This is a genomic window from Proteus hauseri (assembly GCF_040139125.1).
Taxonomy (GTDB): domain Bacteria; phylum Pseudomonadota; class Gammaproteobacteria; order Enterobacterales; family Enterobacteriaceae; genus Proteus; species Proteus hauseri_B.
This window is the reverse complement of sequence record NZ_JBEEUB010000002.1, coordinates 306,890-329,179: the sequence shown is the minus strand read 5'-3', so window position 1 is coordinate 329,179 and position 22,290 is coordinate 306,890. Positions and strand designations below refer to the sequence as shown.

Annotated in this window: 24 protein-coding genes; 16 read left to right on the top strand and 8 right to left on the bottom strand. The window is 38.9% G+C overall.

Annotated features, from left to right (window positions below; translation table 11 throughout):
* Positions 1-136 precede the first annotated feature (136 nt).
* The 4 genes from panE (at position 137) to ABN099_RS04500 (ending at position 2,790) form a co-directional block, all read left to right on the top strand.
* Entirely contained in the window at positions 137-1,057 is a 921-nt protein-coding gene (gene panE, locus ABN099_RS04515) for a 2-dehydropantoate 2-reductase (RefSeq protein WP_349462497.1), read from the top strand.
* Positions 1,026-1,643 carry a protein deglycase YajL gene (gene yajL / locus ABN099_RS04510; protein ID WP_349462496.1) on the top strand — a complete coding sequence of 206 codons (618 nt, stop codon included), beginning with the start codon at positions 1,026-1,028 and terminating at the stop codon, positions 1,641-1,643. Before panE ends, yajL begins: the two co-directional genes overlap by 32 nt.
* 179 nt (positions 1,644-1,822) lie before the next feature.
* Positions 1,823-2,404 carry a hypothetical protein gene (locus ABN099_RS04505; RefSeq protein ID WP_349462495.1) on the top strand — a complete coding sequence of 194 codons (582 nt, stop codon included), beginning with the start codon at positions 1,823-1,825 and terminating at the stop codon, positions 2,402-2,404.
* A 5-nt stretch (positions 2,405-2,409) separates the two neighbouring features.
* The gene (locus ABN099_RS04500) at positions 2,410-2,790 is read left to right on the top strand and encodes a type II toxin-antitoxin system YafO family toxin (protein ID WP_349462494.1); all 381 of its coding nucleotides are present in this window, start codon (positions 2,410-2,412) and stop codon (positions 2,788-2,790) included.
* A gap of 72 nt (positions 2,791-2,862) precedes the next feature.
* Here the strand turns inward: ABN099_RS04500 and thiI are convergent, their stop codons facing one another.
* Positions 2,863-4,314, bottom strand: coding sequence for a tRNA uracil 4-sulfurtransferase ThiI (gene thiI, locus ABN099_RS04495; RefSeq protein ID WP_349462493.1), 1,452 nt, complete (start codon positions 4,312-4,314; stop codon positions 2,863-2,865).
* A 200-nt stretch (positions 4,315-4,514) separates the two neighbouring features.
* On the opposite strand from thiI, the gene xseB reads away from it, so the two are divergent.
* From xseB to ABN099_RS04435, 12 genes are all read left to right on the top strand, one after another.
* Positions 4,515-4,778, top strand: a complete 264-nt coding sequence (gene xseB / locus ABN099_RS04490; protein ID WP_349462492.1) for an exodeoxyribonuclease VII small subunit — start codon at positions 4,515-4,517, stop codon at positions 4,776-4,778.
* Positions 4,779-5,702, top strand: a complete 924-nt coding sequence (ispA, locus tag ABN099_RS04485; protein ID WP_349462491.1) for a (2E,6E)-farnesyl diphosphate synthase — start codon at positions 4,779-4,781, stop codon at positions 5,700-5,702.
* Between the two features lie 65 nt (positions 5,703-5,767).
* Complete coding sequence (gene dxs / locus ABN099_RS04480) at positions 5,768-7,633, top strand: 1-deoxy-D-xylulose-5-phosphate synthase (RefSeq protein WP_349462490.1); 1,866 nt, start codon at positions 5,768-5,770, stop codon at positions 7,631-7,633.
* 354 nt (positions 7,634-7,987) lie between these two features.
* Positions 7,988-8,407: a D-ribose pyranase gene (gene rbsD, locus ABN099_RS04475; RefSeq protein ID WP_349462489.1), complete on the top strand. Its 420-nt coding sequence runs from the start codon at positions 7,988-7,990 to the stop codon at positions 8,405-8,407.
* 7 nt (positions 8,408-8,414) lie between these two features.
* Positions 8,415-9,923 (top strand): ribose ABC transporter ATP-binding protein RbsA, encoded by a 1,509-nt coding sequence (gene rbsA / locus ABN099_RS04470; protein ID WP_349462488.1) that lies wholly within the window; start codon positions 8,415-8,417, stop codon positions 9,921-9,923.
* Position 9,924: 1 nt separating this feature from the next.
* On the top strand, positions 9,925-10,890 hold the full coding sequence (gene rbsC / locus ABN099_RS04465; RefSeq protein WP_349462487.1) for a ribose ABC transporter permease: 966 nt from the start codon (positions 9,925-9,927) through the stop codon (positions 10,888-10,890).
* Between the two features lie 42 nt (positions 10,891-10,932).
* The gene (rbsB, locus tag ABN099_RS04460) at positions 10,933-11,823 is read left to right on the top strand and encodes a ribose ABC transporter substrate-binding protein RbsB (protein WP_349462486.1); all 891 of its coding nucleotides are present in this window, start codon (positions 10,933-10,935) and stop codon (positions 11,821-11,823) included.
* 76 nt (positions 11,824-11,899) lie between these two features.
* On the top strand, positions 11,900-12,826 hold the full coding sequence (gene rbsK, locus ABN099_RS04455) for a ribokinase (protein WP_349462485.1): 927 nt from the start codon (positions 11,900-11,902) through the stop codon (positions 12,824-12,826).
* A gap of 4 nt (positions 12,827-12,830) precedes the next feature.
* A complete protein-coding gene (rbsR, locus tag ABN099_RS04450; protein ID WP_432807482.1) occupies positions 12,831-13,838 on the top strand; it encodes a ribose operon transcriptional repressor RbsR in 1,008 nt (335 codons plus the stop codon).
* 118 nt (positions 13,839-13,956) lie between these two features.
* A complete protein-coding gene (gene vapB, locus ABN099_RS04445; RefSeq protein ID WP_349462484.1) occupies positions 13,957-14,199 on the top strand; it encodes a type II toxin-antitoxin system VapB family antitoxin in 243 nt (80 codons plus the stop codon).
* Positions 14,192-14,596: a type II toxin-antitoxin system tRNA(fMet)-specific endonuclease VapC gene (gene vapC, locus ABN099_RS04440; protein ID WP_349462483.1), complete on the top strand. Its 405-nt coding sequence runs from the start codon at positions 14,192-14,194 to the stop codon at positions 14,594-14,596. The genes vapB and vapC overlap by 8 nt, the downstream gene beginning before the upstream one ends.
* Before the next feature lie 439 nt (positions 14,597-15,035).
* Positions 15,036-15,371, top strand: coding sequence for a zinc ribbon domain-containing protein YjdM (locus ABN099_RS04435; protein ID WP_349462482.1), 336 nt, complete (start codon positions 15,036-15,038; stop codon positions 15,369-15,371).
* Between the two features lie 95 nt (positions 15,372-15,466).
* Here the strand turns inward: ABN099_RS04435 and thiL are convergent, their stop codons facing one another.
* The 7 genes from thiL to secD form a co-directional block, all read right to left on the bottom strand.
* Positions 15,467-16,450: a thiamine-phosphate kinase gene (gene thiL / locus ABN099_RS04430; RefSeq protein WP_349462481.1), complete on the bottom strand. Its 984-nt coding sequence runs from the start codon at positions 16,448-16,450 to the stop codon at positions 15,467-15,469.
* A 93-nt stretch (positions 16,451-16,543) separates the two neighbouring features.
* Positions 16,544-16,957 carry a transcription antitermination factor NusB gene (gene nusB, locus ABN099_RS04425; RefSeq protein WP_349462480.1) on the bottom strand — a complete coding sequence of 138 codons (414 nt, stop codon included), beginning with the start codon at positions 16,955-16,957 and terminating at the stop codon, positions 16,544-16,546.
* Between the two features lie 28 nt (positions 16,958-16,985).
* On the bottom strand, positions 16,986-17,456 hold the full coding sequence (gene ribH, locus ABN099_RS04420; protein ID WP_349462479.1) for a 6,7-dimethyl-8-ribityllumazine synthase: 471 nt from the start codon (positions 17,454-17,456) through the stop codon (positions 16,986-16,988).
* A 212-nt stretch (positions 17,457-17,668) separates the two neighbouring features.
* Positions 17,669-18,823, bottom strand: coding sequence for a bifunctional diaminohydroxyphosphoribosylaminopyrimidine deaminase/5-amino-6-(5-phosphoribosylamino)uracil reductase RibD (gene ribD, locus ABN099_RS04415; protein WP_349462478.1), 1,155 nt, complete (start codon positions 18,821-18,823; stop codon positions 17,669-17,671).
* Between the two features lie 64 nt (positions 18,824-18,887).
* Entirely contained in the window at positions 18,888-19,337 is a 450-nt protein-coding gene (nrdR, locus tag ABN099_RS04410; protein WP_064719018.1) for a transcriptional regulator NrdR, read from the bottom strand.
* Positions 19,338-19,455: 118 nt separating this feature from the next.
* Positions 19,456-20,424: a protein translocase subunit SecF gene (gene secF / locus ABN099_RS04405; RefSeq protein WP_349462477.1), complete on the bottom strand. Its 969-nt coding sequence runs from the start codon at positions 20,422-20,424 to the stop codon at positions 19,456-19,458.
* A gap of 10 nt (positions 20,425-20,434) precedes the next feature.
* A complete protein-coding gene (secD, locus tag ABN099_RS04400; protein ID WP_349462476.1) occupies positions 20,435-22,282 on the bottom strand; it encodes a protein translocase subunit SecD in 1,848 nt (615 codons plus the stop codon).
* Positions 22,283-22,290 lie beyond the last annotated feature (8 nt).

Genomic DNA, 22,290 nt, shown 5'->3' with positions numbered 1-22,290 from the left:
GCTCCCTTTATTAACCATTAGAAAGTAAACATACTTTAAACAGTAAAACTTAATCAATGATATAATTTTACTGACAACGCGGTTGGATAAATAATGCATAGCCACCTGTTTGCCATTTAACAGGAGAAAAGACTCAATGAAAATTACCGTATTAGGATGTGGTTCAATAGGTAAACTTTGGATTGCCGCACTCACGCTTCAATCACATGAAGTACAAGGGTGGCTTAGAGTTCCTCAACCTTTTTTAGAGGTAAATGTAGACTCTATTAATGGTCATGCATTTAATCAACGTATTTTTACCAACCAAAAAGAACATCTACAACAGAGTGAACTGCTTATTGTTTGTCTAAAATCTTGGCAGGTTTCTGATGCTGTTAATGCTCTTTTGCCACTTATTTCTGCACAATGTCCTATTTTATTAATTCACAATGGAATGGGAACGGTTGATGAGCTACCTGTATCTGAAAATCCTACCGCAAGAGCTATTTTACAAGGCGTAATTACACACGGTGCTTATCAACAAGGGCAAGAGGTTATTCATTCAGCAGAAGGCATCACTCATATTGGGCCACTCAATTTTGCAGCTCGCCAATACGGTTATTTAGCAGAAGTCTTACACCTCGCACTTCCTGATGTCGCTTGGCACAATGACATCCACACTATTAGCTGGCTCAAGCTAGCAGTAAACTGTGTTATTAATCCTTTAACTGTATTTTATCAATGTCGTAATGGTGATTTACTTCGCTATCCCGAACATATTCAAATAGTGTGTGACGAAGTTTATCAAGTGATGGAACGTGAAGGCGTTGTACCAACGTCTAAAACACATCTTCATGGCTATATTATTGATACAATTGAACAAACAGCAAACAATTATTCATCAATGTATCAAGATATAAAATACCAACGCCACACAGAAATCGATTACATTACAGGTTATCTATTACGTCGCGCATCAGAGCAAGGGCTCGTATTGCCAGAAAATAACCGTCTTTTCCAATTTATAAAACAGAAGGAAGGCAATTATGACCATATCAGCGCTCATCTGCCTAGCTAATGGTAGTGAAGAAACTGAAGTTGTCACAACAGCAGATTTACTGATTAGAGCCGGAATTAAAGTCGTACTTGCAAGTGCTGAAGATGATGTCGATGAATTAGTCATTACCTGCTCACGAGGAATTAAATTAGTGGCTGACGCTCCACTTGTTCGTGTTGTAGATCACCACTATGACGCTATTATTCTACCTGGTGGATTACAAGGCAGCGAAACATTAAGAGATAGCCCATTAGTCGTTGAAAAAGTACGTCGTATGCACGGCGAGAATAAACTTGTTGCCGCAATTTGTGCAGCCCCAGCAATTATTCTTGAACATCATAATATTTTTCCTATTGGAAATATGACGGGATTCCCTGCACTAAAAGATAAAATATCAGCAAAGAAATGGGTTGATTACCGTGTCTATTTTGATGAAAGAGTTAATTTAATTACCAGTCAAGCACCTGCCACTTCGATTGATTTTGCATTAAAAATTATTGAACGTTTAAAAGGTAAAGAAGCCGCAGCCGATGTTGCAAAACAACTTGTATTACCACCTGGTATCTATAATTACCAAGATGAATTTACAGGATTTGGGGATCGGTAATAAATCTTATATTTTTTTAATAAACCTTACCTAATACATTAATTGCATATAATAATCCTGAAGTTTATTAGGTGAGAATTAAATTTTAAGACTGATTTCATCGGTTATTTCTTCACATCAGATTTCAAAATCAAAATGGAGAGGTTAAAATAGAACCAGTTTCTAAAGGAAGTGGCAAAATGAAAACGCTCCAACATCGCAAAAAATCACCTAAACTTGTTACTCTAATTTCTATGGGATTAGCTTCTGTTCCTGTTGAAAGCTTTAAACATAATTACTCGCCTTTAATGTCTCATTCACAACATATCCTTTCTTCACCTACATCGAATACACTTGTTGCCATTCCTATTCATGACGCCACAGAGAGAATGAATAAATTAGCAGATTTACTCACTAATGATTTAAATAAGCTAAAAGAAGAATGGGAAAATACCCATTATTCATTTATTACTGAACAAACCTATAAACAAATAAATAAAAATATAAAGGACATAGATTCCTCTTTAGCTGATATTAAGATTGTATTGGCTTCGTTCTCAAAAAATGAAATCAAAAAAAGAGAAAGTGCTATTTCATTTGGTCGCGCTCTAGCCGTTTATAGAAGTGCACTAACTGATGTCATGTCATTTATAGAACAAACTGATCAGCCTTTAAAAACAACCAGTAAAAAACTCAATATCACTGAAGCCGATATGAGAAAATTAATACGAGCTGAGCATATAAAATTGGGACTTAATGAACCTAGATTCGATAAAATTTAATATTTATGGTTCAAATATCAATACACCCTGATATAGAATATAAAACCATAGCTAATAAATATGCAAATTTATTAAGGGCTTGGAAAGAACACAATATATTATCTGATTACTTAGGTGCTGATGGTAGATGGGAGAATAACGCTAAATTATGCCAATCCCTTATTTCCAAAATACATATTAGGATGCCAATAGACCCTGTATGGAATAAAAAAACGCCTCAAATACAAAGAAAGTCAAACCACTACTTAGTTTATTGTCAGCATTGGCTTAATCCAAATGAATACCAAATTATTGCTATTATGTCACCGAATGCCCATGAATTAGCGAAAACATCATTTCTTATGGTATTGGAGAAAAGAGCCGAAGAGTTTCAAAATAATGTTTAATAGTTGTCTACAAAAAGTATAAAAAAGCCACTAAAGTGGCTTTTTTATTGCTGATAGCTAAAGATTATCGCACTATTTTTTACGATATACTTTTACGTTATCAAACCCTTGTTCACGTAAATAAAGCGCTTGTAAACGGCTCATCATGCCACGATCACAATAGAGCAAATACGTTTTTTCTTTATTTAAATCACCAAACTGAGTACCTAATTTATAAAAAGGTAGCTCTTGAACTTCAACACCCTCTAATTTCAGTGGTGAGCTCTCTTGTTCTTCTGGTGAACGAATATCAAGAACAACGTCATTAGCTGTAAATTCAGATACCATTTCAACTTCAACCACTTGCTGTACAGTCTCTTCAGCAATACGGCGGATATCCATATTTTTAGCGTTTTCAACAACGGTATCTAAAATAGCAAAATCGAACTTCTCTTCTTCAGCTTCAATCTTCGCTTTAACTGCTTTCACTGTTGGACTTTTTGAAATCACGCCACAAAATTCAGGCATAGTACGAGCAAAATCTTCAGTACCAATTTGGCGCGCAATATTAATAATATTTTCTTTATCGTGTGTAATCAGTGGACGCAAAATTAAAGTATCTGTCGCATTATCAATTAAACGCAGATTTGTTAATGTTTGGCTAGAAACCTGACCTAGTGCTTCACCAGTTACTATCGCCTGCACACCATAACGCTCAGCGACTCTAGATGCAGCACGTACCATCATACGTTTAAGCACCACACCCATTTGACCATCATCAACTTTTTCTAAAATTTCTGCGACAACAGGCTCAAAATCAACGGCAACAAAGTGCACTTTATGAGAACGACCAAAGCGGTTCCATAAATAATGGGCAACTTGCTTAACACCGATTTCGTGAGCAGAACCACCTAAATTAAAGAAACAATAGTGCACTCTGCTACCACGACGCATCAGCATATAACTTGATACACCAGAATCATAACCACCAGAAATTAGCGATAACACATCTTCTTGAGTACCAATAGGGAAACCACCAATACCTTCATAACGTGCATTAACTAAAATGAGTCTGTCGTCTTCAATTTCTAAATTAATAGTGACATCAGGGCGCGTTAATTTAACTTTTGCACTTTCAACATGCTGGTTAAAGCCACCACCAACATAACGTTCCACTTCATTTGAAGTAAAACTATGTTTACCACGACGCTTAGCGCGAACACAGAACGTTTTGTTTTCAACTAAATGCCCGAATGCAGCAAATGTTTGCTCAAAAATATTGTGTAAATCGGTATAGCTGTGTTCTTCAACTTGTAGAAAATGATGGATACCCGGAATACGCGTTAAGGCATCGCAAACATCAGCACTTTTACTTTCATCTTTGCTTACTACAATAATGTTGTCCCAATTACGAACAACTGTAGTATCCTCACCTAACGTGTTTAATACATTACGAATATTACTAGTAAGAATTTTGATAAAACGTAAACGTACTGAAGGGCTTTTGATAGTGATTTCTGGAAATAATTTAATAATAAACTTCATAGTCAATTAGTCATAGGTTATTAAGTAGATACATAAACTACAGTGATGTTGATTGACTGGAGTTTATAAAAGTCACAAAGTATATCACCAATATTTAGGGCTCACCCGCAAAAATCGCCGACTGAATAAGAAATTTTCTGCTTAATTGTAGTAAGATGATCGCTATTATTCGGCTAACACGCTTTATTATCAAAAATATTATGGCTAAGAAAACGACATCTATTAACGAAGACACCGCACAAGTGCCGAGTTTCGAAGCATCAATGCAAGAACTTGAGCAAATAGTTAACCGCTTAGAATCAGGTGAATTACCTTTAGAAGAGGCACTCAATGAGTTTGAACACGGCGTTCGCTTAGCCCGTGTTGGACAAAAAACCTTACAAGATGCAGAGCAACGCGTTCGCATCCTTCTAAAAGAGGACGACAATTCTGCTCCTGATGATTTTATCCAAGAGGCTGAATAATTGAGTAACGCGATTTCAAATGCGGATGCATTCCGTCAAAAATTACATTTATCTCACCAACGTGTCGATGATGTATTAAACCAAGCGCTTTCAGCACTTCCTTTTGCCAATATGCCATTAGGTAAAGCCATGCATTATGGCGCATTGCTTGGCGGTAAACGCTTACGTCCTTTTCTGGTTTATGCTGTCGGCGAAATGTTTAAAGTTCCAACACTTAATCTTGACGTACCTGCCGCTGCCGTTGAGTGTATTCACGCTTATTCACTTATCCATGATGACTTACCAGCAATGGATAACGATGACCTACGCCGCGGACAACCAACTTGCCATATCGAATTTGGTGAAGCGAATGCCATTTTAGCTGGCGATGCTTTACAAACTTTAGCTTTTGAAATTTTAGCTAAAAATCCAATGCCAGATGTTACTATGTCAGATCGCGTTACTATGATTGCAGAATTAGCAACAGCAAGTGGGCTTGCTGGTATGTGTGGTGGTCAAGCGCTCGATCTTGATGCTGAAGATAAATCGGTAGATTTAGCCTCGCTTGAGAAAATTCATTTACATAAAACAGGTGCATTAATTCGTGCAGCTGTTCGTCTTGGTGCATTTAGCGCTGGGCAAAAAGGTCATGACGTTTTGCCCGCTTTAGATAAATATGCGCACTCTATTGGCCTCGCCTTTCAAGTACAAGATGATATTTTAGATGTCATAGGTAGCACTGAAGAGACAGGAAAACGCCAAGGAAGTGACCAAGAATCGGGCAAAAGTACTTATCCAGCATTACTTGGTTTAGAACAAGCTCAACAAAAAGCACAAGAGTTATATCATGAAGCATTGGATGCTTTAGCGTTTCTAGAGCAATACGAGTACGATACAACCACGCTTAAACAGTTAGCGAGTTTTATCGTTGAACGGAAAAACTAATAAAAAATAAAGAGAGCAGCTTACCTGTTCTTTCCCTATTCAAGTGATTAATTAATAGGCATCACATGAGCATTGATATCGAAAAATATCCCACACTGGCGTTAGTTGAGACCCCTGAAGATTTGCGCCTTTTACCAAAAGAGAGTTTACCAAAACTCTGTGATGAGCTAAGGCTATTTCTTCTTAACAGTGTCAGCCGCTCAAGTGGTCACTTCGCCTCAGGTTTAGGTGCTATTGAGTTAACCGTTGCCCTTCATTATGTCTATAAAACACCTTTTGATAACCTTATCTGGGATGTTGGACACCAAGCCTATCCTCATAAGATCTTAACTGGTCGCCGTGATCGCATTGACACAATTCGCCAAAAAAATGGTTTACATCCATTTCCTTGGCGCGAAGAGAGTGAATACGACAAGCTTTGTGTGGGTCACTCTTCTACCTCGATTAGTGCGGGTCTTGGAATGGCAGTTGCTGCTGAGCAAGAAAATCTGGGTAGAAAAACGGTTTGTGTGATAGGTGATGGCGCAATCACCGCAGGTATGGCATTTGAGGCAATGAATCATGCTGGTGATATTGAGCCAGATATGCTGGTCGTACTTAACGATAATGAGATGTCTATTTCGGAAAACGTTGGCGCACTCAATAATCACCTTGCACAACTACTTTCAGGTAAACTGTATACCACGTTACGTGAAGGTGGAAAAAAAGTCTTTTCAGGTATTCCACCCATTAAAGAACTACTGAAAAAGACAGAAGAACATATTAAAGGCATGGTTGTTCCTGGCACTATGTTTGAAGAGCTAGGCTTTAATTATATCGGTCCTGTTGATGGTCATGATGTTGTTGCATTAGTGCAAACATTAACGAATATGCGCGACCTAAAAGGTCCTCAATTACTGCATATTATGACTAAAAAAGGACGCGGTTATGCACCAGCAGAGCGTGATCCCATTAGCTGGCACGCTGTACCAAAATTTGATCCAAAAACAGGGACACTACCTAAAAGCCCTGATGCTCGTCCCACTTTTTCCAAAATTTTTGGTGAGTGGTTATGTGAAGAAGCAGCAACAGATCCTAAGCTAATGGCGATTACTCCGGCAATGCGTGAAGGCTCAGGTATGGTGCGTTTTTCTAAAGAGTATCCAGCACAATATTTTGATGTCGCGATAGCAGAACAACATGCGGTAACTTTTGCGGCAGGTTTAGCCATTGGTGGTTATAAACCCGTTGTCGCTATTTATTCGACCTTTTTACAACGTGCATACGATCAAGTGATACACGATATTGCTATCCAAAAATTACCTGTTCTTTTTGCTATTGACCGTGGTGGTATTGTCGGTGCTGATGGTCAAACCCACCAAGGCGCTTTTGATCTCTCATTTTTACGCTGTATACCGAATATGGTCATTATGGCGCCAAGTGATGAAAATGAGTGTCGCCAAATGCTTCATACGGGTTATCAGTACCAAGAAGGTCCTGTTGCAGTTCGTTACCCACGAGGCTCTAGCATCGGTGCTGAATTACAACCACTTTCTGCCTTATCCATTGGCAAGGGTATTATTCGTCGTCAAGGCAAAGGTATTGCTATTCTTAACTTTGGTACACTGTTACCTGAAGCATTAGAAGCAGCAGAAAAACTTGATGCAACAGTTGCTGATATGCGTTTTATTAAGCCTCTCGATAAATCACTTATTCTCTCATTAGCACAACAACACGATATGCTGGTTACGCTAGAAGAAAACGCAATTATGGGCGGTGCAGGTAGTGGTGTTAATGAACTATTAATGCAAGAGCGCTGTTTATTACCCGTTTTAAACTTAGGTATTCCCGATCTGTTTGTACCACAAGGTGGACAAGAAGAGATCAGAGCAGATTTAGGACTTGATGCCGCAGGTATTGAAAAATCAATTATTACCTACCAAGCTAAATAATTCATCAAATCAATATCAGTTAAAATCTCTCCCGTACTCGAATAACGGGAGAGATCCATAACCACTTTAATCCTTTTTTATTTTTTAACTTTTAAAAAATCATCATTTCTTATCGTTATTATCTTGTATTAAATATTTTGTATTACATCTCATTTTTCTGAAATTCAATGAAAATAATAATTCTCGTTATTGAATCCATTCAGCGTTAATTTATTCAATCAGTTAGATTTTTCTTTCTTTTTGTTTGCCAACGAAACGTTTCGATCACGCTCACAATTCAAATAACTCTTTCTTGTTTTCTACCTTTTCTTTTCTAGTATATAACTAGCGAAACGTTTCGCTGAGGAGGAAAAAATGAAAAAAGGGGTATTACTTAATAGTCATATTTCTACAGTTATTGCTCGTCTTGGTCACACAGACAGAATAACTATTGCGGATGCTGGATTACCTATTCCCTCCTCCGCTGAACGTATTGACCTTGCATTAACTCAAGGTATTCCTGATTTTATGTCTGTCTTACAAACCGTCACTCATGAAATGCAAGTTGAAGCGGTGATGTTGGCTGAAGAGATTAAAAGCATAAACCCCATATTATTAAGCGAAATCACAACTTATCTGCGTTTATTAGAGCAACAACAAAAAAATTCTATTGCGATTTTTTACGTCACTCATGAAGAATTTAAAAAACAACTTCCTGCAAATAAAGCGGTGATAAGAACCGGTGAATGCTCACCTTATGCCAATATCGTACTGTTTTCCGGTGTGACCTTCTGAGGAAAATATGGAACCTTTACTTGAGCTTAAAGATATTGATAAGTCATTTCCAGGCGTAAAAGCGTTATCAGGAGCAACGTTACGCATTTATCCTGGCAGAGTCATGGCTTTAGTGGGTGAAAATGGTGCGGGTAAATCCACATTGATGAAAGTCCTCACTGGGATCTATAAAAAAGATGCTGGAGAGATTATTTATCAAGGGGAAAGTTGCCTATTTAATGGACCAAAATCGTCTCAAGAAGCCGGTATTGGCATTATTCACCAAGAACTTAATCTTATTCCTGAACTTACCATAGCCGAAAATATCTTTTTAGGTCGTGAATTTACCCGTCATTTTGGCGCTATTGATTGGAAAAAAATGTATAGCGAAGCTGATAAGCTTTTAGCTCGATTAAACCTTTCATATAGCAGTCATCGTTTAGTTTCAGAATTATCTATTGGCGATCAACAGATGGTTGAAATCGCCAAAGTACTCAGTTTTGAATCCAAAGTTATTATTATGGATGAACCAACGGATGCACTTACTGATACTGAAACTGAATCCCTTTTTAGTGTGATAAGAGAACTAAGAAACCAAGGCTGTGGCATTGTTTATATCTCTCATCGCCTAAAGGAAATTTTTGAAATCTGTGATGATGTAACGGTATTACGAGATGGGCAGTTTATCGGTGAAAAAACCGTGGCTTCATTACAAGAAGATACCCTGATTGAAATGATGGTGGGTCGCAAATTAGAAGACCAATATCCCCGTATTAATATCCCGTTAGGAAAAACAAAACTCAATGTCATAAACCTAAGTGGCAAAGATGTCCATAACGTAAGCTTTTCATTACATGAGAATGAAATTTTAGGTATTTCTGGATTAATGGGTGCTGGTCGTACTGAATTAATGAAAATTATCTATGGGGCATTAGCAAAAACAAATGGAACTATTGAATTAGATAGCAAACCTTGTCAAATCAATAAACCTGCTGATGGTCTTGAGCAAGGTATTGTTTATATCTCTGAAGATAGAAAACGCGACGGTTTAGTACTCGGTATGTCAGTTAAAGAAAATATGTCATTAACCGCCCTGCGCTATTTCAGTAATTCAATGAGTGTATTAAATCATAAAGAAGAGCAACTCACTGTGGGTGATTTTATTAAATTATTCAATATAAAAACACCATCTATGGATCAAACCATTGGTTTTCTCTCTGGAGGAAATCAGCAAAAAGTAGCAATTGCCAGAGGCTTAATGACTCGCCCTAAAGTGCTTATTCTTGATGAACCTACCCGTGGTGTCGATGTTGGCGCTAAAAAAGAGATTTACCAGCTAATAAATAAATTCAAACAAGAAGGGTTAAGTATCATTTTAATTTCGTCAGAAATGCCTGAAGTCATGGGAATGAGTGACCGCATTTTAGTGATGCATGAAGGTCGTATCAGCGGTGAGTTTTCAGCTCACAATGTCACACAAGAAATGCTAATGGCGGCTGCGGTTGGCAAACAATATGGCACAGAGGTAGGAGTTTGATATGAGTACCAATTCAATGCCAGCATCAAAACGCTGGTTCTCTAAAGCTTGGTTACTAGAACAAAAATCACTTATTGCACTGATTCTTCTTATTGCCGTGGTTTCAACACTTAGCCCAAACTTTTTCACCTTAAATAATATTTTCAATATCCTACAACAAACCTCAGTTAACGCCATTATGGCTGTCGGTATGACATTAGTTATTTTAACGTCAGGTATCGATTTATCGGTGGGATCATTATTAGCATTAACTGGTGCGGTTGCTGCATCGATGGTAAGTGCTGATGTGAATGCAATAGTGGCGGTTGTCGGTGCATTAGCGCTTGGTGCCGCAATAGGCGGAGTTACTGGCATTATTGTTGCAAAAGGTAAAGTACAAGCCTTTATTGCGACCTTAGTGATGATGTTATTGCTACGTGGTGTCACTCGTGTTTATACCGATGGCAGCCCAATAAATACCGGTTTTAGTGATAATGCCGATCTCTTTAGCTGGTTTGGTATTGGACGCCCTTTTGGCATCCCAACACCAATCTGGTTGATGATGATTGTATTTTTAGCTGCTTGGTATTTATTACATCATACCCGTTTAGGTCGTTATATTTACGCGCTCGGTGGCAATGAGTCAGCAACACGTTTATCCGGAATTAGCGTTGATAAAATCAAAATTGCCGTTTATGCCTTGTGCGGTTTATTAGCCGCTCTTGCCAGTGTGATTGAAGTTGCACGTCTCTCATCAGCACAACCAATGGCTGGTAATGGCTATGAGCTTGATGCAATTGCCGCCGTGGTGCTTGGAGGCACAAGTCTTGCGGGTGGTAAAGGACGTATTATCGGCACATTAATTGGGGCATTGATTTTAGGTTTTCTAAATAATGCACTGAATTTATTGGGTATTTCATCAAATTATCAAATGATAGTAAAAGCCGTCGTCATATTACTTGCCGTTTTGGTAGACAACAAAAAATAACGCGCTTCTCTCTTAATCCGACTCTCTACAGGAACTTATATTATGAAACTAAAAAAAATAGCAACACTCCTTTCTGTTGTTGCTCTTAGTGCCACAATCAGTGCGAATGCTTTTGCAAAAGAGTCTATCGCCCTTGTTATTTCAACACTAAATAATCCTTTTTTTGTCACCATGAAAGATAGTGCTCAAAAAGAAGCAAACAGATTAGGCTACGATCTAGTGGTGCTCGACTCAATGGATAATCCAGCAAAAGAACTAGCTAATGTGCAAGATTTAACGGTCAAAGGCACTCGCTTAATGCTGATTAACCCAACAGACTCTGATGCTGTGGGTAATGCAGTTATTATGGCTAACAAAGCCAATATCCCAGTTATTACTTTAGACCGCGTAGCAAATAAAGGGGAAGTGGTAAGCCATGTAGCCTCTGATAACCGCCTTGGTGGTAAAATGGCGGGGGATTATATTGCTGATAAAGTAGGAAATGATGCCAAAGTTATCCAACTTGAGGGGATCACCGGAACTTCAGCTTCTCGTGAACGTGGTGACGGTTTTAAACAAGCTGTAGATGCGCATAAAATCAATCTATTAGCAAGCCAACCTGCTGATTTTGACCGTACTAAAGGTCTAAACGTTATGCAAAACTTATTAACCGCTTACCCTGCGGTTCAAGCGGTATTTGCTCAAAATGATGAAATGGCATTAGGGGCATTACGTGCATTACAAACCGCAGGCCGTACTGACGTATTAGTGGTTGGTTTTGATGGCACTGATGACGGTATTAAAGCCGTAAATCGTGGCGTTTTAGGTGCAACTATTGCACAACGTCCGGATCAAATAGGGATTATTGGTATTCAGACTGCTGATAAAATTCTAAAAGGCGAAAAAGTGGATGCGACGATCCCTGTTGAGCTTGAATTAGTGATTAAAAAATAACAAAAACTCTGCCATAAAGTGTTCTACTTCGTGGCAGATTTAATAATTAAAAACGTTTTCCACAAGGATAAAGGCTATGACAACACCTCGCCTTGCTGTACTTGGCAGCATTAATGTTGATCACATTATGAATATTTCTCAGTTCCCTAAACCTGGTGAAACAATTATTGGTCATCACTATAAAATTGCCTTTGGCGGTAAAGGTGCCAATCAAGCCGTTGCTTGTGGTCGCAGTGGTGCTGATATTACCTTTATTGCCTGTGTAGGTGATGATGCTATAGGTAGTGAAATTATTACTCAACTGAAAACAGATAATATTCATACCGACGCTATCAGTATTATTCCAGAAACACCAACGGGTGTTGCAATGATATTGGTTAATGAACAAGGCGAAAACGTTATTACAATTAGTGCTGGTGCAAATGCCAATTTAACACCAGCACATTTCACTCAATATCATCACGTCGTTGAACATTCAGACGCGTTATTAATGCAGTTAGAATCTCCATTAGAAACGGTATTTGCTGCGGCGAAACTAGCTAAATCACATCACACCAAAGTCATTTTAAATCCAGCCCCCGCACTGCCTTTATCAGATGAATTTCTGAGTTTTATTGATGTTATTACCCCAAATGAGACAGAAGCTGAAATATTAACAGGTATTTCTGTGCATGATGAAACAGGTGCTGCAAAAGCCGCTGAAGTGCTGCATAGCAAAGGAATTAAACACGTTCTTATTACGTTAGGTAGTCGTGGAGTTTGGTTTAGCGAACAAGGAAAAGGTATGATTATTCCAGGCTTTCGTGTAGAAGCTGTTGATACCATTGCCGCAGGTGATACATTTAACGGTGCTTTTGTAACTGCAATATTAGAGGGTAAACCTTCCATTGACGCTATCCGTTTTGCACATGCTGCCGCGGCAATTGCAGTTACACGTCATGGCGCACAATCGTCAGTACCTTGGCGAGATGAAATTGAATCTTTTTTAGCAGAGCGAGCATAAAACTTTGGCAACAATGAAAGATGTCGCCCGTTTAGCGGGCGTTTCAACATCAACCGTGTCACATGTTATCAATAACAATCGTTATGTTAGCGAGGGGATCCGTAAAAAGGTCAATGATGCTATTGAGTCTTTAAATTATGCCCCTTCAGCACTAGCTCGCAGTTTAAAAATGAACTGCACTCATACAATTGGTATGTTGGTGACAACCAGTAACAACCCGTTTTACGCTGAAGTAGTACGTGGTGTTGAACGTAGCTGCTATGAACGTGGTTACAGCCTGATTTTATGCAATACCGAAGGCGACTATGAACGTATGGATAGCAGCCTTGAAACGTTGTTACAAAAACGCGTTGATGGTTTATTGTTGATGTGTACTGAAGCTCGCGCACCTTCTAGCGAAGTACTTAGCCGTTATCCTCGTTTACCTATGGTGATGATGGATTGGTCACCTTTTGAATATGGCGGTGATATTATTCAAGATAATTCGCTATTAGGTGGCGAAATGGCAACCCAGTATCTTATTGATAAAGGTTTTACTAAAATTGCCTGTATTGCAGGACCGCAAGATAAGTTGCCTGCAAAATATCGTCTGCAAGGCTATTATAATGCAATGCAAAAAGCCGGTTTACCTATACGTGAAGAGTTTGTCTTAACCAGTGACTTTGAATTTGCGGGTGGATTAACGGCTATGCAAGAACTGCTTTCACTCCCCACATTACCACAGGCTGTATTTACCTGTAATGATGCTATGGCTGTGGGGGCTTATCAGGCTATTTATCAAAAAGGATTACACGTACCTGAAGATATTTCTGTGATGGGTTACGATGATATTGATCTCGCTTGTTATATGATCCCACCTCTTTCTACCATTCATCAACCTAAAGATGAATTAGGCAAACTTGCTGTTAATCAATTACTACATCGTATGGAAAATATCGATGCAAAAGCTAATGTACTCGTACTTACGCCCAAGCTTATTGAACGTGGCTCAGTGATAGAAAATAAAAAATAATCTATTAATATTAAAACATTAAACGTTTCCGTATAGATTTCATACAACTCATTTGGTATCCTTTCTAAACTGCTATATACTTATGCTATATAGCAGTTATTGAGAGGAGGCTATCATTATGATCCAGCATGGCAAAGTATTTATGAGCAATAGAACACAAAATGTTCGTTTACCTGCTGAAACTCGTTTTCCTGATGATGTAAAAGATGTAGTAGTTCGTGTAAAAGGGAAAGAGAGAATTATCACACCGATACAAAATGCATGGGATAGCTTTTTTTTATCTGAAAAGTCTGTAACAGATGATTTTTTATCTGAAAGGCCAGATCAAGTTACAAGCGAAAGAGAATCCTTTGATGATTAAATATCTGCTAGATACAAATATTGTAATATTTACAATTAAACGTAGACCTGAATTTTTATTACCAAAATTTAATCAGCATGTTGAACAGCTAGCCATTTCAACGATAACACTTGCTGAACTACTATATGGTGCTGAAAAAAGCTCAAATTCAGCAAAAAATTTAGCTACCGTTAATGATTTTGTTTCTAGACTGAGTGTTTTATCTTATGACGAACTTGCAGCCTTTCACTATGGAGATATAAGGGCAACACTAGAAAAGCAAGGTAAACGCATTGGTGATAATGACTTACATATAGCGGCACATGCCAGAAGTAAAGGATTAATCGTCGTTACGAATAATACCAGAGAATTTGAAAGAGTTGATGGTTTAAGGATTGAGGATTGGACTCATCATTAACTCAAATACAAAGCTTATTGAACGTGGCTCAGTGATAGATTTCATAAAATAATAACAAGAAAGTTAACACTATTATTGCTGATGCTCTCTTTTAAGGTGAGGGCATTTATTTTTAGTGAATTTTATAAACTTAATTATTTTATATCAATAGGTTAATTAGAATCTTAAATCACGCTTATTGGTATTTATATCCTATTTAACACCCTATATTAAACCTACTTTCTCTCACTTTTTACGCCATAGTGAGTGAAGGATGCAAATTTTCATCAAATCTATTATACTGTTGCCCTTTCGCATTATCTGATGCAGCCCTATTTAGGGTATTGCTTTAGAATTTTCACGCTTAAATGATAATGTGTCCTTTAATTTATGGGGCAAGTGTTATCCTCATCTTGACGATTAATCACTTCCCATTTTGATAAAATTTGAGAGTATTATTATGTCATTACCTTCTTGTCCTAAGTGCAATTCAGAATACACCTATGAAGATGGTGCAATGTATGTATGCCCTGAATGTGCTCATGAATGGAACGATGCTGAACCTGCTGTAGAAAGTGACGAATTAGTAGTTAAAGATGCTAACGGCAACTTATTAGTTGATGGCGATTCAGTTACTGTGATTAAAGATCTAAAAGTAAAAGGCAGCTCTACCATGCTAAAAATCGGTACTAAAGTAAAAGGTATCCGTTTAGTAGAAGGCGACCATAACATTGATTGTAAAATTGATGGTTTTGGACCAATGAAGTTAAAATCTGAATTTGTTAAGAAAAGCTAAGATAACAGATTATTGATAATATCTTTGTTGATAGATCTAGATGTTATCAGCATTCTGAAAGGCGCTTATAGAGCGCCTTTTTAATTGAGATAGGCTTACTGATTGGACTCGCTAAAGTGATCAAATCCTTTAAGTAAAGGATGCACTTCTTTACCATCACGCAAATAGCGAATACCCTCAGAAATTGGCATAATTTGACCTACACAGTGAAAATCAGCACCTGTATGGGCTAATGCGATATCTAATGCGCCACGGTTAATTTCAGGCACCGTAAAACAGAGTTCATAATCTTCACCGCCACTTAATGCCCAAATTTCAGCTTGCTCAGCGCTAACCTCTTCTTTCATCGCAGTCGAGTAAGGTAATGCATCCAAATTAAGCCGGGCACCACAACCACTTGCCGTTAAAATATGGTTCAGATCAGAAATTAAACCATCTGAAATATCGATTGCAGATGTTGCTAAATAACGTAACGCTTGCCCTTGTAATAACCGAGGCTGCGGACGCAAATGCCTTGCAACAAAGTAATCTTGGTTTACTTGCTGAGTGGGTTGTAATCTATCTTGTAATACGGCAAGCCCAGCTGCACTATCGCCTAAAGAACCTGTGACATAAATCCAATCACCAATCTTTGCACCTGAGCGTAATAATGCCGTTCCCTGTGGAACAAACCCTTGTATGGTGATAGTTAAACTAAGTGGACCGCGGGTTGTATCACCACCAATTAATTGGATAGCGTAATAATCAGCTAGAGCAAAGAAAGAGCGACTAAACGCTTCAAGCCAATCACTGTTGGTATCAGGAAGAGTTAATGCCAATGAAGCCCAAGAAGGATCAGCACCAACAGCAGCAAGATCACTAATATTAACAGCAAGGGCTTTATAAGCGAGATCTTCAGGGGAGATGGTCGGAAGAAAATGGATCCCACTAACGAGCGTGTCAGTGCTAATCGCAATTTGTTGTTTTTCTGGTACTGTCAGGATTGCGCAGTCATCGCCAATTCCCGTACTGACATCTTTTCGCTTTACTGGCTGTGAAGTGAAATATTGCTTGATAAGATCAAATTCACCACAAGGCATTATCTATTCCCTATTAAGCAGAGCATATTATACAAAAGGCCGGAAATACCGGCCTTGGATTATTGATTTACCATAGAGGAAACGTGAGTAACGTTATTTTTTACGTACAACTGGTGCGGCTTTATCAAGAACGCCATTAACAAACTTATGGCTATCGTCTGCACCAAATACCTTAGCCAGCTCAATCGCTTCGTTAATCGCAACTTTGTAAGGAACATCTTCACGGAAGCTAAGTTCAAACATTGCTAAACGTAAAATCGCTTTTTCAACTTGACCTAATTCTTCCAGTTGGCGGGATAAATAAGGTTCCATCGCCTTATCTAAGCGAGTTGCGTTAATTGCAACACCCACTAAAAGCTGACGAAAGTAAGCAATATCTACACCTTGGGTATCCTGCTCGGATAAAAACTCCAATTCCACATCCGCGATGTCATTTCCGGATAATTGCCATGAGTAGATAGCCTGAACAGCACACTCACGAGCACGACGACGAGCAGCAGGTTTCACAAAATTCCCCTTAAGTTAAAACAGATGATTAGCCTTTTATGGCTTTAAGTACATTGATCATTTCAAGTGCTGTCATTGCTGCTTCAGCACCTTTGTTGCCCGCTTTAGTACCAGCTCGTTCAATAGCTTGTTCAATGCTTTCAGTGGTTAACACACCAAAAGTCACAGGGATCTCACTTTGCATCGCAACTTGAGATAAGCCAGAGCTGCATTCGCCAGCAACGTATTCAAAATGTGCGGTTCCACCACGGATAACAGTACCTAATGCGATAACTGCATCATATTTGTCGCTTTCTGCTAATGCTTTAACAGTTAATGGCAGCTCATAAGCGCCTGGGACCCAAACGACGGTAATATTTTCAGAGGAGACTTGTCCAATACGATCAAGTGCGTCTATCGCACCTTCTAACAAGCTATCGTTAATGAAATTATTAAAACGGGCAATTGCAATTGCTACGCGTGCGTTTGGCGCCGCGACAACACCTTTGATTACGTTCATAGGTTACCTTTTTCTCCTATCCGCGGGGCGCGGATTTTATCATATTCTTTCCTTTACTGCGCTCTGTTTTATTATTACACAGAAAAGGAGCCAAAAATCCTTGATAAATCAAGGTATTTAGTTGGCTGATAACAATGTCGTAACGACAGGAAATAACACACACTACGCCATTTTACTACAAATAGAGCCGTAGACACACTTATTTGCGTCTATTAATAACGAGGTTTTAAACAAACTCTGATATCAGAGCCAATTTGCTGAAGCGAATCTATCGTAAATTCAGGCGCTTCGGATAACGATGAAAGAGGTGATAGCTCAAACAATCCTCTGGCATTATTACCTAAAATTTTAGGGGCAATATACATAATCAGCTCATCAACTAATCCGGCTTCTAATAATGCGCCAGCAAAATGAGCGCCACTTTCTACCCACACGGTATTAATATTACGTCGCCCTAATTGCATCATCAGCAAAACAAGGTCAACACCACTATTTTTACCATTTGTAGGTAATAAAATCTCAGATACATTACCTTGCCACTCACTAGTTTTAGAGTGAGTACGTGCTAACAAACATTCGCCCTCTAATTGAGTTATCTTATGCTCAGGCATAACTCTATTTTGGCTATCCATAATAATTCTTGTCGGCTGGCGTAGCTCTTTTTGAGGATAAATAGCTTTAATATCGTCAGAAAGTTCATCCCAGCGTACATTCATGGAAGGATTATCTGCCAATACAGTGGCACTGGTCGTTAAAATTGCACTCGCTTGTGCTCTGAAATTTTGTACATCTTGACGAGAAGTTTTAGATGTTATCCATTGGCTTTCACCATTAGCAAGTGCTGTTTTACCATCTAAAGAAGCGCCTAATTTAAGTTGGATATAAGGAAATCCTGTTCTCATACGCTTAAAGAAGCCAACATTAAGCTTTTCAGCTTCTTGCATCAATACACCATGAGAAACATCTATACCAGCGGTGAGTAATTTATGTAAGCCGCGCCCTGCGACTTGAGGGTTCGGATCTTGCATTGCAGCAACAACTCGCGCTACACCAGCATTAATCAATGCATCAGCACAAGGTGGTGTTTTACCAAAATGGCTACAAGGCTCTAAGGTCACATAAGCGGTTGCACCTTTGGCACTATTACCCGCCATTTTTAATGCATGAACTTCTGCATGAGGACCACCAGCATGATGATGGTAACCTTCGCCAATAATTTCACCATTTTTGACAATCACACAACCAACATTAGGATTTGGCGATGTAGTGAAACGACCAAGAGCTGCTAGTTCAATAGCTCGATGCATGAATTTTTCATCATCATGGCTATCAGTAAAATGGGGGTTATTGCTGTCGTTATTTATCATAATAATTACGTTTAAATTTATTATTTATCGTTATTTTTCAAATTATTAAATTAAAATTTATTGCTTAATCCTGCAATTTAGCAATTTCTTCGCCAAAATCACGAATATCTTCAAAGCTTCGATAAACAGAAGCAAAGCGAATATAGGCAACTTTATCGAGTTTTTTCAATTGCTCCATCACAAAATTACCAATCTCTTTTGATGGAATTTCTCGCTCACCCGTTGCTCTTAATTGCGATTTAATTTGGCTAATAGCGGCCTCAACATCGTCAGAACTCACAGGGCGTTTTTCTAATGCTTTTAGCATGCCTCTACGTAATTTTTCTTCATCAAATGGTTCACGTATTTCATCACTTTTTACGACTCGAGGCATGACCAACTCTGCAACTTCAAAGGTCGTAAAACGTTCGTGGCATACAAGACATTGACGACGACGGCGCACTTGTGAACCATCACCAACAAGTCTGGAATCAATTACTTTGGTATCTACGGCTCCACAAAATGGGCAATGCATAGTTATTCCTACTTTTTGACAATACTCATAAACAGTGTACCTGTTCAGTGAACAAAAAACACCCTGTCAGTCATTAACTGGCAGGGTGTCCGCGATGTTTTATCAGAGAAACGCTCTATTAAGGTAAGAGTGTTGTCTGATCTGCACCCTCTTTTTCCACTTTTTGTACAATCAAGTGTTCACGTTTCATGCCCATTTTCAGTGCTAATGCAGAAGCCACATAAATGGAAGAAATTGTACCTATCGTAACACCGATTAACATAACTAAAGAGAAGCCTTTCAACATTGAACCACCAAAGATATACAGCATTAATACAACTAACAATGTTGTTGCTGATGTCATGATGGTACGGCTTAATGTCTGAGTCAAAGAAACGTTCATAATTTCATATGATGTTCCACGACGAATTTTACGGAAGTTCTCACGAATACGGTCTGATACAACAATACTATCGTTTAGTGAGTAACCGATAACAGACATCAATGATGCCACAATGGTTAAATCAACTTCTATTTGGAATAGTGAAAGTAAACCTAGTGTAATGACCACGTCATGCCCAAGGGAAATAACAGCACCCAAAGCCAAACGCCACTCAAAACGAAATCCAACATAGATAAGAATACAGATAAGTGCAGATAATAACGCCATTGCCCCTGTTTGAGCCAATTCACTACCTACGCTTGGCCCAACAAATTCAATACGTTTAACTGTCGCATCGTTATCAATTTCAACATTGATAATATCGATAATTTTCTTACCTAATTCTTGTCCTGCCTGTCCTTCAACAGGAGGCATACGCACCATAATATCGCGGCTGCTACCAAAGTTCTGTAACAGAGGATCTTTATAACCTGCGGCTGCTAGGCTATCACGCATTTTATCAAGGTCTGCTGGTTGACTGAGATTGATCTCAATTACCGTACCCCCAGTAAAATCCAGTCCCCAGTTAAATCCTTTCACGGAAATGATAGCAATTGACGCTATCAAAAGCAGAAACGAAATACTAAAGGCGACGTTGTCCCAACGCATAAAGTCAATGACTCTACGACCATGGTTTAATTGTTCAACAGTATAATCCTGTGCCACAACGTGCTCCTTAAATAGACAGTTTCTTGACGCGTTTACCACCATACAGCAGGTTTACTATCGCACGAGTACCAACGATCGCGGTAAACATGGAAGTCGCAACCCCGATAGCCGTTGTGATAGCAAAGCCTTTAATAGAGCCGGTACCGACTGCATAAAGGATAATCGCTGTAATCAATGTGGTTAAGTTCGCATCAATAATACTGGAGAAGGCACCTTTATAACCTTCATGGATTGCTTGCTGTACTGAACGTCCATTACGTAACTCTTCTTTGATACGTTCGTTTATCAGTACGTTAGCATCGACCGCTACCGCAAGTGTTAAAACAATACCTGCAATACCCGGCATGGTTAGCGTTGCTCCTGGTAATAGTGACATTACCCCGACAATCAACACTAAGTTCGCCATTAATGCGGTACTCGCAATCACACCAAATTTACGATAGTAGATAATCATAAAGGCAACCGAAGCAATCAGACCCCATAAACAAGCTTCTAAGCCTTGTGTAATGTTCTGAAGACCTAAAGTTGGCCCAATGGTTCTCTCTTCAACAATTTGAATTGGTGCAATCAAAGCACCTGCGCGAAGTAATAGAGATAATTGGCGTGCTTCATTAGCGTTAGAAATTCCTGTAATACGGAAACTATTTCCTAAACGTGTTTGAATATTGGCAACGTTAATGACTTCTTCATTTTTTACCAAAATTGCACGATCATTTTCATCGCGTTTACCGCTGTCTTTATATTCTACAAAAAGCGTTGCCATCGGTTTACCGACGTTATCTTTTGTAAAATTAGACATGATAGAACCACCCGCGCTATCAAGTGAAATACTCACTTGTGGCTGACCATATTCATCAGACTGAGAAGTTGAGTCTGTAATATGATCACCCGTTAAAATAACGCGTTTGTAGAGAATTGCTGGTGCACCATCACGAGTATATTTTACTTCAGAGTCACCAGGGATACGGCCTGTTTCTAGCGCAGAAGGGTCAACAGAAGTATTCACTAAACGGAATTCTAATGTTGCAGTTGCACCTAAAATTTCTTTTGCACGAGCAGTATCTTGAATACCTGGTAATTCAACAACAATGCGATCAGCACCTTGGCGTTGAACTAATGGCTCAGCAACACCTAACTGATTCACACGGTTACGTAAAATGGTGATGTTTTGTTGTACTGCATAAGTACGTGCATCACGTAGACGTTCATCAGTGAAAATTGCTCTTAAAGCGTTATTAGCACCATCTCTAAAAATTAAATCTGGGTTACGACGAGAGAGGTAATCTGAGGCTTTAGAGCGATCATCTGAATTGCGAAAACGAACTTCAACACCATAGTTATCCGTTTTACGGATAGAAGAATACGCAATGCCTTCGTCACGTAATAAAGTACGCAGACTTTCAACATTCTGTTCCTGAAGTTTACCTAACGCAGTTTCCATATCGACTTCCATCAGGAAGTGAACACCACCACGTAAGTCTAACCCCAGTTTCATTGGCTCACCACCAACGGCTTCTAACCATTTTGGTGTTGCAGGCGCAAGGTTAAGTGCAACGACGAACTGGTCACCTAAAGCAGGTAACAACACTTCACGGGCACGTAACTGAATATCAGGGTTATTAAAACGAGCCAGAATCGCACCATTTTCGAGTGCAATTGATTTCGCTTCTATTTTTTCTTTATCTAATAAAGATCGGACTTGATCCAGTGTTTGCTCATTGGCGGCGGTTCCCCGCGCGCCAGTGATTTGAACAGCCGGATCCTCACCATATAGGTTAGGAAGTGCGTAAAGCAGACCGATGAGGATAGCGAATATCAACATCAGATACTTCCACAAAGGATAACGGTTTAGCACGGCAGTTC